The sequence below is a fragment of the Anaerosphaera aminiphila DSM 21120 genome, from assembly GCF_900129925.1.
GTDB lineage: Bacteria > Bacillota > Clostridia > Tissierellales > Peptoniphilaceae > Anaerosphaera > Anaerosphaera aminiphila.
In genome coordinates this window covers 1-12,900 of the sequence record NZ_FQXI01000006.1, presented here as the reverse complement: position 1 = coordinate 12,900, position 12,900 = coordinate 1, and the positions used below count along the sequence as shown (strand labels likewise).

Below are 12,900 nucleotides of genomic sequence, written 5' to 3'. Positions count from 1 at the left end.
TCTCTCCTTATATAACTACTGGGTCAACAGGATATTCCCCATTGAAACAAGCTTTACAAAATCTATCATCGCGAATTAAAGTTGCACTTTGTAATCCCTCCATGGAAATAAAGGCAAGTGAATCAGCGTCTATTCTCTCTCTTATTTCTTCAACTGTATTGTTTGCTGCAATTAAATTCATTCTGCTTGGGGTGTTTATTCCATAGTAACAAGGATATTCTACAGGAGGTGAAGTTATTCTAAGGTGTACTTCCTTGGCTCCCGCATCTCTCATTCTCCTTATGAGATTGGCAGATGTAGTACCTCTAACTATTGAATCATCTATTAGTACTATTTTCTTTCCCTCAATTACATGGCGCAGCGGATTTAACTTTAACTTAACGGCCATTTCTCTTTCTTCTTGAGTTGGCTTTATAAAAGTTCTACCCATATATCTGTTTTTTACAAGTCCCTCTGCAAAGGGAATTTTTGTCTCTTGAGAATACCCTATAGCTGATGGAATTCCACTGTCAGGCACGGGAACTACCAAGTCTACATCACAGGGAGCTTCTCTTGAAATTATCTCACCACATCTTCTTCTAAAGTTGTAGGAGTTCACCTTATCTAAAGTGGCGTCGTCTCTTGCAAAGTATACATATTCAAATATACAGTGCTTAGGTTTTTTAGCTCCACCGTGAAAATAGGAATTAATTCCGTTTTCATCTACTACAACTATTTCTCCCGGAAGAATATTTCTGCCTGCACGTCCTCCCATTATTTCAATAGGGGCATTTTCAGATGCAATTACAGTATCTCCACTTTCAGTCTCTCCAATTACAAGGGGTCTTATCCCTCTATTATCTCTAAAAGCAACCAACTTGTCCTTTAAAAGTAAAACTACGCTGTATGCTCCCTCTATTACGTCCATAGTCTTCTTTATAGCGTCTACAATGTCATCTTTATAGTATCTTGCAATTAAAAACAAAATTACTTCAGTATCAGAAGTTGTTTGAAACATCATTCCATCTTCTTCTAATCTGGTCTTTAATATTTGATAGTTAATTAAATTTCCATTATGAGATATAGATATTTCTGTTCCCTTAGTAAAAGACAACAGCGGTTGAGTGTTGTATTCGTAATTTCCGCCCTCAGTTGAGTACCTGGTATGTCCTATTCCCAAATTTCCCTCTAACCTGTTTAACTTATTTTCATCAAACACATCAATTACAAGTCCCATTCCTCTTTCTCTTAGTAAGGTCTCTGAATTTGAAACAGTTATACCACAAGATTCCTGACCTCTGTGTTGAAGTGAATTGAGTCCATAAAACAATTTTTTATTTACTGGTGAATCTGAATAAATTCCAATAATTCCGCACATCTTAACCCCTCATTCTAAACTAAGAACTTCTCTACCCTATTTACTAAATCTTATGACTTATTTTAAATGTGCCATATCTAAATTGCGACTAAACTGCACAATAAATCTAAACTAAGGATAATTCTCTAGTGTCTATCTTCCAAACTTATTTTAAAATCAACTAACTTTAGCTTTGCCTCATGGAAAACCATTTAAAAGTTTTTTATCCTTTAACATTTTCTAGCTTGCCCCCAATAAAAATAGAGAATCTAAAAAAGACTCCCTTAAATAAAACTGCTCATAAAATTAGTTACACTTCTACCCTCAAATACTATTCCCACAATTAAACTTAATTTTCCTCTTAACTTATTAATTAAACTCAAGTCGTAATCTATTTTTCTCACACTTAGATTAGGACAGTTATTTATTATAATTTTATTAAATTTACTGATTAACTTGTGAGATAGAATAGACATTACAACCTCCAGAAAATATTATTTCAAATTTATTATACCATACAAGGCAAATTTTTAAAGATATTTTAATAAAAAATATAGAAATTTCGTTGAAATTCATCAGTCTTGTGCCTAATCCCAATTATTTTATATGTGAAAAATTTTCACTATTTTAATACACAAAAATACTTCTTTGAAACTATCTTTTATGGTATTGTATCAATTAGAGGTGACCTATGGAATATTTAACATTTAAAACACTTATAATCTTATGTCCGCTATTGTTTTTTGCAGGCTTCGTAGACTCTATAGGAGGCGGAGGAGGCCTTATTTCCCTTCCGGCTTTTTTGTTTGCAGGTCTTCCAATTCACACTGCAATAGGAACTAATAAACTACAGTCAACTTGCGGAACTTTTATTTCCACAATTAGATTTATTGGACATGGATTTGTAAACTTGAAATTTATGATACCTGCAATTATCACTGCCTTTATTGGATCTGCAATAGGTTCAAAGCTGACAATGTTATTTACAGAAAAACAACTTAGCTATCTCATGATTATAGTCCTTCCAATTGCAGGTTTTTTAGTACTAAATAAAAAACTCTTTAATTTAAATTTAGATCAGGAAATAGTTTATAATAAAAAAACTTATATTATAACCTCCCTCAGTTCATTTGTCATAGGATGTTATGATGGGTTTTACGGCCCCGGTACGGGAACTTTTTTAATTTTAGCCTTTACTGTATTTGCAAAGATGAATGTAGTATATGCAAACGGAAATTCAAAGCTAATAAATTTAGCAACTAATTTTTCATCACTAATTGTATTTTTATTAAGTGGCAAGATTATTATTCCACTTGGAATTATAGGTGCCCTATTTAACATGGCAGGCAATTATGTAGGCTCCAGTCTTGCAATGAAAGACTCTCAAAAAATCATGAGACCTGTAATAATTTTTGTTTTAATTTTACTAACTATAAAAATAATCGGAGGATTTTAATAAATGGAATTAATTAATTTTTTAAAGACACAGGGGGTTTCTGAAAATTTATTAAATGAAGTAGATAAATTTACAAAATTTTATAAATTAGATAGTAACCTACAGTATAGAATACCAAATCCAAAATTTAAGTACTATGGAAAGTCAGTTTGGGAAAAGTCAATTGCGGGAATACTCTCCGGCAACCACATACTACTCTCAGGACCAAAGGCCACTGGTAAAAACGTCTTGGCTGAAAATTTAGCTCTGCTGTTTCATAGACCACTTTGGACTATTTCTCTAAATATAAATACAGACGTTGGAGCACTAATCGGCTCTGATACTTTTAAAAATAACGAAGTTATCTTAAAAAAAGGCCCTGTATACGAAGCTTCTGAGTATGGAGGATTTGGAATTTTTGACGAAATAAATATGGCAAAAAACGAAGCTCTAAGTGTAGTTCACTCTGCACTTGACTACAGAAGAATTATTGATGTCCCTGGATATGACAGATTAAACCTTCACGAGGCAACTAGATTTATAGGTACTATGAACTATGGCTACATTGGTACAAGGGATTTAAACGAAGCTCTCGTTTCCAGATTTTTAGTTATTGACATGCCAACTATAACTCATGAAGACTTAATTAGCATATTAAAAGAAAAAACAAATTTGAAAGACGAGTACACAGAAAGATTTGCAAAGTTTTTCCTAGACCTTCAAAAAAAATCTCTCAACTCTGAAATTTCTTCTAAGTCAATTGACCTGCGTGGTTTAATTAGCTCTATCTCTCTAATGGAATATGGTTTAACTATATCTGAGTCCATTGAAATGGGAATGAGCCACAAGAGCTTTGACCTATATGAAACTGAAATTGTAGATGACACTTTGAGAACTCTATTTGAAAGAAACTTAACATCCAAGGAGCTCTTTAAATGATGACTCGACTTGAAAATTTAACTTGGACTGTAGCCGAAGACTACTCCTTCAAGATAAATTTCGACTTATTTGACGAACTAATAGAAAGTGAATATGGTGCCATTTTACTTGGTGCCTACTACAGGTACTTTGATGTAGAATATATTTTAGACTTTGTAAATTCTCATATTAAGACTCATTCAAACTCCAAAGACCTATTGACTATTGCAAAGTTAACTTTGGAAAATACTGTAAGGTCTGAAATTGTAAAAGAGCGTCCCGGAGTAATTGACTTTAGAAAAGACTATGAGAAAAAGATGTTATTTAGATATGAGACACTTTTCTCTAAGGATTTATCTGATGAAATCTTAAAGGGCTTTTATGAATCCAGACAAAATATAGTTCCAAAATTAAATTCAATTGCCAAAGAACTACTTGACGAAATACTATCTTTTAATTCTCTGGACACCTATGAATATGTAATATTTCTAAAACACTTATACAAAAAGTACTTCCACATTTATAAAACCCTACCCACAAATAAAAAAGTACAGCAGACAATAGAGTTAAATAAAGTAATTAAAGAACAGATGAGTACAAGTAATTACAATCCAAATATCACAAGTAACAAAATGGACGTGAGCAACCTTGAAAAATACACTATAGAATCGGCAGAATTCACTTCATCTGACTACAACGGCCTAAATATTTTAACTGATGATTCAAGTGCACAGAGCTTTATGAATATAGATTTGTATAAGTCTGTAGTAAAGCACTATGGAAACAGTTATTTAAGTGCTCAGGTTACGCAAAATTTAGAAAGAGAGCTCTCCACTGAAATTCACGAGGGAGTAAAATTTCACTTTACTAAGGGAATCTTTGAAGATGAAAACTCCTACTTTAAAGCAAAGATAGACAAGTCCTATGAAGAAACTACAAAGCTGTTTTTAGAAGATGAACTCCACTATAGAAGGGGAATTAAAAATTTATCTGAAACTATAAAAAACTCTCTTCTAAAAAATACAGAGTCCTATGAAATTAAAAGTACTACAGGTGAACTTGTAGCCGGCTCTGTGTGGAAGAGTCTATATACTTCAGACAATAAAATATTTGAAAAGAAATTTACAGATATATACGGAGACATTAGCATTGATATTCTACTTGACTCCTCTGCTTCTCAAAATGAAAGAGAGTCTGAAATAGCCATTCAGGGTTTTATAATCGCCGAAGCTCTAACCCAGTTAAATATAAAGACGCGGGTTTTCGGATACAATAACTTTTTTAACTATTTAGTTATTCACAAGTACAGAGATTACAATGACAACAGAGCAAAAAATAAAGACATATTTAAGTACTCAGCCTCCGGAAGCAATAGAGATGGACTTGCAATAAAACTTATGACACAATTAATTGAAAAAAATTCACAAACCAGAAAAATATTAATTGTTCTATCTGATGGTAAACCCAATGACGAAACGGATTTGGGCCTTGTAGGCGTAAAAGATTTGGGCATTAAAAACTATGTAGATGAAGTTGCACAACTTGACACCTACAACAAGGTTTTAATTGCAAAACTAAAAGAAATTAATGTCTTAGGTGTATTTACAGGGCATGAAATAGATCTGGACACAGAAAAGAAAATATATGGAAATGACTTTGCATATATAACCGACATTAAGAGATTTCCCCAAATAGTTGGAATCTTTTTAAAGTCAGTTGCAGAAAAAATAACTTAAGAGAAGGCATTTAAATTTAAATGTCCTCTCTTATTTTTTATCTCTTTACCATGTTATTAAGCTATGTTTTTGTATTTATCAAACCTAATATTTGTGTTGACACATTTCCCAATATGTTATACTATACCTTCAATTTATCTAAGGTTTATTCCATGTAAATATGATAAAGAATACAGTACTTGGGTATATATTTATAAACAAGACATACATATATTATTACATATTAAAAATTACCCATTCTACTAGAGTCAATCTCTTTAGATATATAAATATACAAAGAATTAAGGAGGTGGTAGTATTAATTACTCAGATATTAAAATAGGAGACAAGGCAACCATTGAAAAAACATTTACTAAAGAGGATGTAATTGAATTCTCAAAACTTTCTTTAGACACAAATCCAATTCACCTTGATTCTGAATATGCTAAAAATAGTATTTTTAAAGAAAATATTGTTCACGGTCTATTAGTTTCATCTCTGATTTCGGCAGTTCTTGCAAATAAACTTCCAGGTACAGGCACAATCTATATGTCTCAAGAATTGAAATTTTTAAAACCTGTGTACTTTAACGACAATTGTATAGCTTCAGTAGAGGTTGTTGAAAAGAAAGACGCAAAAAACATTATCATTTTAAATACTACAGTATGTACTAACAGCACTGATAATGTTGTAATAACTGGACAGGCCGTTGTAAAGAAACCTGAATAGAAACAAAAAGGAGTTTAATATGGATTATAGTAAAGAATTTTTCGATGCACAAAAAAACATGTTTGACAATTTTCAAAAAATGTATACCCCAATGTGGTTTGGTGACAAAAAATCTGACACCTCTTCTTCTGACACATACTCTGAACAAGTAAAAAAATTTTTCGATATGCAACAAAAGTTTATGCAGAATTTAAATACAGATTTCAATCCTTTTACAATGTACCAAAAGATGATGGAAATCCCAGGATTTAATTCTGAGTCATTTAAGACATTTTTAGACATGCAAAAACAATATTTTGAAAACTTACAAAAAGCCAGTGAATTTTATACAAAGGGCTTTGGTGGAAGTACATTTGCACCATTTGATTTTCAAAATATGCCATTTAACTTTCAAAGTATAAATGAGGCCTTTGACAAGTATAAAGATTTTTATTCACAATATGATTTCAGCAAGATTTTTGATCCAAAGATGAATGAAATTATAGATAAAATGTTTAATGCCAATAAATTTTATCTATATATGTATGATTTCTGGAATAAACTAAATGATGAATTTTCAGAAGTTACAGAAGAAAACTATGAAAAGTTTCAAGATTTTGTAAATAAAAATATGGATTTAACATACAATATGGCACTTTCTTGCGTTCCCAATGAACTAAAGATGTACTTTGAACAGCCAAAAGAGTTAATCGAAAAATATTTTGACACACTTACTCGTTTCTACAGTCCTTGGAAAGATGAACTATCTAATTTAAGAGATTTACTAGTAGAGGGAACTTTAGAAAACGACACTGAAAAAGTTGCAGATTTCTTTAAACTTTGGAAAAAACAATATGATGATACATTTGGAAAAATTTTAAATTCACCTGCACTAGGTGTAAATAGAAATACTATAGAACAACAAAATAAGTCTTTTGATAGATTTATAGACTTGTTAATAATTGGGTCAGAGTTTACAACCAGACTTAGCACAGTTCAAAACAATGCCTTTAGGAATATAATAAAAGACTACGCTGAAATTACAAAAGAGAGTTTAGAATCTAAATCTTTTGAGGAATTCTTCAATTTCTGGTCTGAAAAGATGGATAAGTATATGATAGATTACTTTGGCAGTCCAGAATTTTCTAAAATGCTTGCTCAACTTGAAATCACAGCAATGGACTTCAGACTTGAATCAAATAAGCTAATAGAAGACTTTCTATCTGATACTCCCCTTGTTACTAAAAATAACTTAGATGGGATTAGCAAAAATATTTACAACTTAAAGAAAGAAGTTAAAGCTCTAAAAAAAGAAATCGAAGAGTTAAAAGCACAAAACTCCACTTCAGAAAAAACTCCAGATAAAAAAGAGAAAAAGGAAACAAAAGAAACAAAGTAATTAACTTATTTTAAGTTGATATGTGGTTACTTGAATAATTTACTATTCAAGTAGAATAGGAGGCTAAATTTGAAGAATACATCTTTTGATATTAAAAAAAGTTTTGAAGAATCTATGGAATTTCAAAAAAAGATGATAGATGGTTTTGAAACAATGATGAATGCTGATGCTGCTGATCCTGGTGTATCAGAAAAAGAAACTGTATATGAAGAAGATAAACTCAAAGTATATAGATACAAACCAACTGTTAAAAGTACTCTTAAAACACCTGTTTTAATCGTCTACGCTCTAGTTAATAGAGAGACAATGATGGACTTGCAAGAAAATAACAGTTTTATAAAAAATTTACTAAATGATGGCATTGATGTCTACATTATAGACTGGGGCTATCCTACACTTGATGACAAGTATATAACTTTAGAAGACTATATAGAGGGATATATTGATACAATTGTAGATTTAATTAGAGAAAAAAACAAAGTTGAAAAAATAAATTTACTTGGAGTATGCCAAGGTGGAACTTTCTCAGCAATGTATGCAGCACTTCACCCTGATAAAATTAAAAACTTAATTACAATGGTTGCTCCAATTGACTTTGAACCTAATGATGCTCTACTCTTTGCTTGGGGAAAATATCTTGATATTGATAAAATGGTTGATGCATACTATGGATTAATTCCAGGCGACTTTATGAACAATGCCTTCGTAACTTTAAAGCCAATTTCATTAAATATCACTAAATACCTTCAACTAGTTGACGACTTTGACAATCCTGAGGCAATTGACAACTTCTTGAGAATGGAAAAGTGGATTTTTGACAGTCCTAGCCAAGTTGGAGAAGCTTTAAGACAATTCGTAAACGACTTATATCGTGACAATAAATTGGTTAAAGGTGAAATGTATATTGGCGATAAAAAAGTTGACTTAAAAAATATCACTATGCCAGTTTTAAACATATATGCTAAAAATGACCACATTGTATCACCAGAATCCAGCAAAAATTTTGAAAAATATGTTGGAACGAAAGATGTTCAAACACATGAAATTCCAACAGGACACATTGGAATGTACGTAAGCTCAAAATCTAAGAGAATAGTTGCCCCTCTTGTTTCACAGTGGTTAAAAGACAGAAAATAATATTAAATTTATATAAAAGAACACCTTACATTTTATGTAGGGTGTTCTTTTATATATGTTAAATTGCGATAATTATTGCGACAACTTACCCCAAATTATTTATTTCATATAAAAATGCATCATACAAATTTGTTATGAGTTTTATTTTAGGTGTCCATTTAATTTTACAATCTATCTCATAAATAGGAACCTGTTTTTTCCATCTTTCTTTTCAAAAGCTTTTATTGTTTAAAAAGTTTTTTTATGCTAACATAAAATACGAATTATAGAAAGGAGAGTGTTTATTGAAAACAGTTACCAAACTTATTTTAAGGATTATTTTAGGAGTATTTATATGTATTCTAGTTCTTTTTGGTGCTTTTCTTTTATTGATGTACTTTGCATCTAAGCCCACGCCGGAATATAAGAGAAATATCTCCACAACAAATGTCACCTTACGTGCACAAATTTCTGTGGATGAACGAAATCCCATTGTCCGAACCTATACCGAAGAAGAATATTCAACCTTTGATAAGGAAAAAACAGAAAAAATTAAGGATCTTGTAGATGGCGGTGTCGAGGGAGATATTCCCTGTGTTCATCTACTTTTTGATAAAAATATATATTTTAAATTTTATGACAACGAAACTCTCTTAACGTTAGAAAACCCTCCCAAGATCCAACTTGAAGTTTACTCTGCCGCTCCTGAAGATACAGAGAAAACAAGAGTTATCACCGGAAATCTTCTCAAGGGAGAGGATGGAGGATATTATTACGAGATGGATCGATTCCGTCCCCAATACGAAAAATATATTATGGAGTTTAGTCAAGTAAAAATTTCCTTTACGGCCAATAATAAAAACTATGTCAGTCTTTTTGCCATCAATACTTCCAATGCACCAGATGGAACTGACTATTTTCACAATGAAACCTTGGAAATTCCAATTCCTCCTGAAAAATAGTTCTTTGCTAATTGTAGAATGATAAAAGACCTAATATATTAGCGGTTTTTCTAGCAAAACATCCTTCTTTATTCAGTACTTCTCTTTTATTTATATCATCTATGATAAAATATTTATGACTTATAACAAATTCCTTTCGTGTTTGTTCTTGTGTTAATTAATACGTTACACGAAATACAAATTTGTTATGAGTTTTTATTTTAGGTGTCGCATTTAATTTTACAATCTATCATATAAATAACTATAATTTATTTAAACTCTTCTTCTCTATCCTTAAAAAATTTATAGTAGAGCTTAACATTTTCTATTTCAGTCCACTTTGACTCTACCATAGGCGTACTATCTAAATCGTAGACCTTTGCTTCTTTTAAAGACAATACAAAGGGAGAATGAGTAGCTATTATAAATTGACAGTTGTAAAATCTTGCTGAATCCTCAATATATTTTACCAACTTAATTTGATTTTTTACAGACAGACTATTTTCAGGCTCGTCTAAAATATATATTCCGCTTTCTCTAATATTTTCAGTAAAGTACATATAGGCACTTTCACCGTTAGAACGACCTATAATATTTTTCATAGTTCTGTCTTTTACATACTTTGAAGCAGATTGTCTTTTAGAATCTACAACTTTTTTCATTTCTTCATAGTCATCTAGTGAACTAAATTTAAAGTCTTTATTTTTTGACTCTACATACTCACTTAATAACTCTTCTCTTTTTACATCTATTCCCTCATTTGCATAGCGTAGGTTTAATAAAAAATCAAATACATCATCACTGGTTATAACCTTGCTATTACTAAGTATATTACTAGAAAAATTAGAACTCATATCATAGCTGCAAAGTTTTAAGTAGTCATCAAAAAAAGAACTTCTATTAAAAGCTGAACTTCTGTTAATTTCAAGCTTTTCTGCTATTAAATTTAGTATAGTACTCTTCCCTGAGCCATTATCACCACAAAATATAGTAATATTAGAAAATTCTACGGGCTTTACTATTCTATTTCTAAAAATTATAAAGGGATAGTGGTTGTTATAAGCCGGAATATTAGTTTCAGGAATAAAATAGGGATTTTTTGGTTTTGATGGTGTAAATACTAATTCATCAACTTTTTTTGGCGGAATAGTAAATTCTCTTAAATAAATCACACATCTTCAACTCCAAAAACTTCAAACATCTTTTCTCTATCAAGCCCTCTTAATACTTTGTAAGTTTCAATATTTGGCTTTCCATCCAGATTGTAGGACAGTTGAAATTTTTTGTCATTTAAAAAATCAATCGTGTAGACTATATCTTTTGCATCTATAACTAGAGAATAGGCTTTTTGCTTTCCAGGCATTGTAAAAAGTGGTTTGTCCACTCTTCTAATCCTAGCAGCCCCTAAGATTTTTTCAAATTCTTCTACATCATTCTTATCTGATATAGTTTTTTCTCCTACAGTTTCTAACCCGCCATACTTCATAGTTACACTTTTAATGCCCATTTGAGTTACAAATATATCCATTTGAAAGGGCTTCCTTATAAATCTATTGCCAAATAATACTACAAATGCCAATAAAACTAAAATGTATTTATACTTTAGTACAAAATTTTTCATATTATCACCAGAACAATAATACCATATTCTGCTTAAATTAAGCTACTAATTATGTAAATAGAAGTAAATTATTTAAAATCTACTTTTATGGATATATATACATATATGGAGGCGATTAAATGAAAGTAGTAGAAAACATCTCAGAGAACACTTTGTTGTTCTTTAAAACTAACTCTTGTGCAATATGTGATTCAATGATTGAAAAGTTATTTACAGAGTTAAAAGATATTGATATAGATTTAAAAATCGTTCAAATTGAAGAAGAACCAGCACTAAAGGGAAAATATTTAGTTTTTACAGCACCAACACTGCTCTATTTAAAAAATGGAAATGAAATTTTCCGTGAATCCGGATTTTTTGACTTTCCAAAAATAATTCACATTTTAGAAAATGAATTGCAGTTAAATTAACTACTTTTTAAAATTGGAGGGGTTATAGTGAATAAGCACTTAGGATGTGAGTCTTGTGGATTACTTGGATGTGATAGGAATTCAACTTATCCTGATTTTTGTATAACTAAAAATTTAGATAAAGATGTAATTGAAAAAGTTAAAAACACCTACAATGAAGATGAAAATATAAATAAAATAATGAAAGTTGCCTCTGAGGTTGAATCCGGAGGATATTTGAAGTTAACCCGTGTTGAAGAAACTGTTGAATTTATTAAAAAAATGGACTATAAACTGGTGGGAATTGCCACTTGCATTTCTTTTATAAGCGAAGTGAGAACTTTTTGCAAAATATTAGAACACAATAATATTTTATACAAAGTTGCCTGTTGTAAAGTTGGTGCTATAGATAAATCTGAAGTTGGAATACCAGATGAAAATAGAATATTTCAGTCAGGCCACGAATCAATGTGTAATCCCATACTTCAAGCAGAGTTTTTGCACAGTGAAGGAACTGATTTTAATATAGTTTTCGGTCTATGTGTTGGACATGACACTTTATTTTATATGCACTCTAAAGCTCCAGTAACTACTATGATAGTAAAAGACAGGGTCACTTGCCACAATCCAATTGCACCTCTTCACTATACTAAGGGGATTTATAGCAAGCTTTTAAAGTGATTTTAAACTTAAAGATTATTATAAAGTAGTAATTAATTAAAATTAAAAACAATAAAAAAAGGTAGATACTTTTAAAGTACCTACCTTTATATTTTTAAAATTAATCAAGAAGTTTTGAAACTACTCCTGATGCAACTGTTCTTCCGCCTTCTCTTATAGCAAATCTTAGTCCTTCGTCCATTGCTATTGGAGCTATTAATGTTACTGTAAATGTAGCATTGTCTCCTGGCATTACCATTTCTATTCCTTCTGGTAATTGAATATCTCCAGTTACGTCTGTTGTTCTTAAATAAAATTGTGGTCTATAGCCATTAAAGAATGGTGTATGTCTTCCACCTTCTTCTTTTGTCAATACATATACTTCTGCTTCAAATTTGTGATGTGGGTGAATTGTTCCTGGTGCTGCTAGTACTTGACCTCTTTGGATTTCTTCTCTTTGCACTCCTCTTAGTAGTGCTCCGATATTATCTCCTGCTTGTGCTTGGTCTAGTTGTTTCTTGAACATTTCTACTCCAGTTACTACTACTGTTCTCTTTTCTTCTGTTAGTCCTAGTAGTTCTACGTTGTCTCCTATTTTTACAAGACCTCTTTCAACTCTTCCTGTTGCTACTGTTCCTCTTCCTGTTATTGAAAATACGTCT

General features: G+C 31.0%; 14 protein-coding genes. 9 read left to right on the top strand and 5 right to left on the bottom strand.

The features are described from left to right. Window positions 1–7 precede the first annotated feature (7 nt). Window positions 8–1,357 carry an amidophosphoribosyltransferase gene (gene purF / locus BUB47_RS05040; protein WP_073184347.1) on the bottom strand — a complete coding sequence of 450 codons (1,350 nt, stop codon included), beginning with the start codon at window positions 1,355–1,357 and terminating at the stop codon, window positions 8–10. Window positions 1,358–1,620: 263 nt separating this feature from the next. Beyond that, entirely contained in the window at window positions 1,621–1,812 is a 192-nt protein-coding gene (locus BUB47_RS05035; RefSeq protein WP_073184345.1) for a hypothetical protein, read from the bottom strand. A 215-nt stretch (window positions 1,813–2,027) separates the two neighbouring features. Here BUB47_RS05035 and BUB47_RS05030 point away from each other — a divergent pair, with 215 nt between their 5' ends. The 7 genes from BUB47_RS05030 to BUB47_RS05000 all read left to right on the top strand — a co-directional run bounded on the left by BUB47_RS05030 (window position 2,028) and on the right by BUB47_RS05000 (window position 9,589). Further along, window positions 2,028–2,792, top strand: a complete 765-nt coding sequence (locus BUB47_RS05030) for a sulfite exporter TauE/SafE family protein (RefSeq protein WP_073184344.1) — start codon at window positions 2,028–2,030, stop codon at window positions 2,790–2,792. 3 nt (window positions 2,793–2,795) lie between these two features. Continuing rightward, window positions 2,796–3,710, top strand: coding sequence for an AAA family ATPase (locus BUB47_RS05025; protein WP_073184342.1), 915 nt, complete (start codon window positions 2,796–2,798; stop codon window positions 3,708–3,710). Further along, a complete protein-coding gene (locus BUB47_RS05020) occupies window positions 3,707–5,425 on the top strand; it encodes a vWA domain-containing protein (protein ID WP_083529078.1) in 1,719 nt (572 codons plus the stop codon). Before BUB47_RS05025 ends, BUB47_RS05020 begins: the two co-directional genes overlap by 4 nt. A gap of 297 nt (window positions 5,426–5,722) precedes the next feature. Beyond that, window positions 5,723–6,133, top strand: a complete 411-nt coding sequence (locus tag BUB47_RS05015) for a MaoC family dehydratase (RefSeq protein WP_073184340.1) — start codon at window positions 5,723–5,725, stop codon at window positions 6,131–6,133. A gap of 19 nt (window positions 6,134–6,152) precedes the next feature. Further along, the gene (locus BUB47_RS05010; RefSeq protein ID WP_073184338.1) at window positions 6,153–7,511 is read left to right on the top strand and encodes a poly(R)-hydroxyalkanoic acid synthase subunit PhaE; all 1,359 of its coding nucleotides are present in this window, start codon (window positions 6,153–6,155) and stop codon (window positions 7,509–7,511) included. Between the two features lie 69 nt (window positions 7,512–7,580). After that, window positions 7,581–8,648: a class III poly(R)-hydroxyalkanoic acid synthase subunit PhaC gene (phaC, locus tag BUB47_RS05005; protein WP_073184336.1), complete on the top strand. Its 1,068-nt coding sequence runs from the start codon at window positions 7,581–7,583 to the stop codon at window positions 8,646–8,648. A 284-nt stretch (window positions 8,649–8,932) separates the two neighbouring features. Continuing rightward, the gene (locus tag BUB47_RS05000; RefSeq protein WP_083529077.1) at window positions 8,933–9,589 is read left to right on the top strand and encodes a hypothetical protein; all 657 of its coding nucleotides are present in this window, start codon (window positions 8,933–8,935) and stop codon (window positions 9,587–9,589) included. Between the two features lie 248 nt (window positions 9,590–9,837). Here BUB47_RS05000 and BUB47_RS04995 read toward each other — a convergent pair whose 3' ends face one another. Both BUB47_RS04995 and BUB47_RS04990 read right to left on the bottom strand, forming a co-directional pair. Beyond that, a complete protein-coding gene (locus BUB47_RS04995; protein ID WP_073184334.1) occupies window positions 9,838–10,740 on the bottom strand; it encodes an AAA family ATPase in 903 nt (300 codons plus the stop codon). After that, entirely contained in the window at window positions 10,737–11,189 is a 453-nt protein-coding gene (locus BUB47_RS04990) for a hypothetical protein (protein WP_073184332.1), read from the bottom strand. Before BUB47_RS04990 ends, BUB47_RS04995 begins: the two co-directional genes overlap by 4 nt. Before the next feature lie 119 nt (window positions 11,190–11,308). On the opposite strand from BUB47_RS04990, the gene BUB47_RS04985 reads away from it, so the two are divergent. Together BUB47_RS04985 and BUB47_RS04980 are read left to right on the top strand one after the other, a co-directional pair. After that, window positions 11,309–11,599: a thioredoxin family protein gene (locus BUB47_RS04985; RefSeq protein WP_073184330.1), complete on the top strand. Its 291-nt coding sequence runs from the start codon at window positions 11,309–11,311 to the stop codon at window positions 11,597–11,599. 27 nt (window positions 11,600–11,626) lie between these two features. Continuing rightward, complete coding sequence (locus BUB47_RS04980; protein WP_073184328.1) at window positions 11,627–12,259, top strand: DUF1847 domain-containing protein; 633 nt, start codon at window positions 11,627–11,629, stop codon at window positions 12,257–12,259. Between the two features lie 100 nt (window positions 12,260–12,359). On the opposite strand, the gene BUB47_RS04975 is transcribed toward BUB47_RS04980, so the two are convergent. Next, window positions 12,360–12,900 (bottom strand): EF-Tu C-terminal domain-related protein (locus BUB47_RS04975; protein ID WP_073184326.1); only part of this gene is annotated, 541 nt, incomplete at its 5' end.

Excerpts from the sequence above, each read along its gene's own strand:
- purF (WP_073184347.1), bottom strand. The coding sequence starts at position 1,357 with ATGTGCGGAATTATTGGAATTTATTCAGATTCACCAGTAAATAAAAAA.
- BUB47_RS05035 (WP_073184345.1), bottom strand. The coding sequence starts at position 1,812 with ATGTCTATTCTATCTCACAAGTTAATCAGTAAATTTAATAAAATTATA.
- BUB47_RS05030 (WP_073184344.1), top strand. The coding sequence starts at position 2,028 with ATGGAATATTTAACATTTAAAACACTTATAATCTTATGTCCGCTATTG.
- BUB47_RS05025 (WP_073184342.1), top strand. The coding sequence starts at position 2,796 with ATGGAATTAATTAATTTTTTAAAGACACAGGGGGTTTCTGAAAATTTA.
- BUB47_RS05020 (WP_083529078.1), top strand. The coding sequence starts at position 3,707 with ATGATGACTCGACTTGAAAATTTAACTTGGACTGTAGCCGAAGACTAC.
- BUB47_RS05010 (WP_073184338.1), top strand. The coding sequence starts at position 6,153 with ATGGATTATAGTAAAGAATTTTTCGATGCACAAAAAAACATGTTTGAC.
- BUB47_RS04990 (WP_073184332.1), bottom strand. The coding sequence starts at position 11,189 with ATGAAAAATTTTGTACTAAAGTATAAATACATTTTAGTTTTATTGGCA.
- BUB47_RS04985 (WP_073184330.1), top strand. The coding sequence starts at position 11,309 with ATGAAAGTAGTAGAAAACATCTCAGAGAACACTTTGTTGTTCTTTAAA.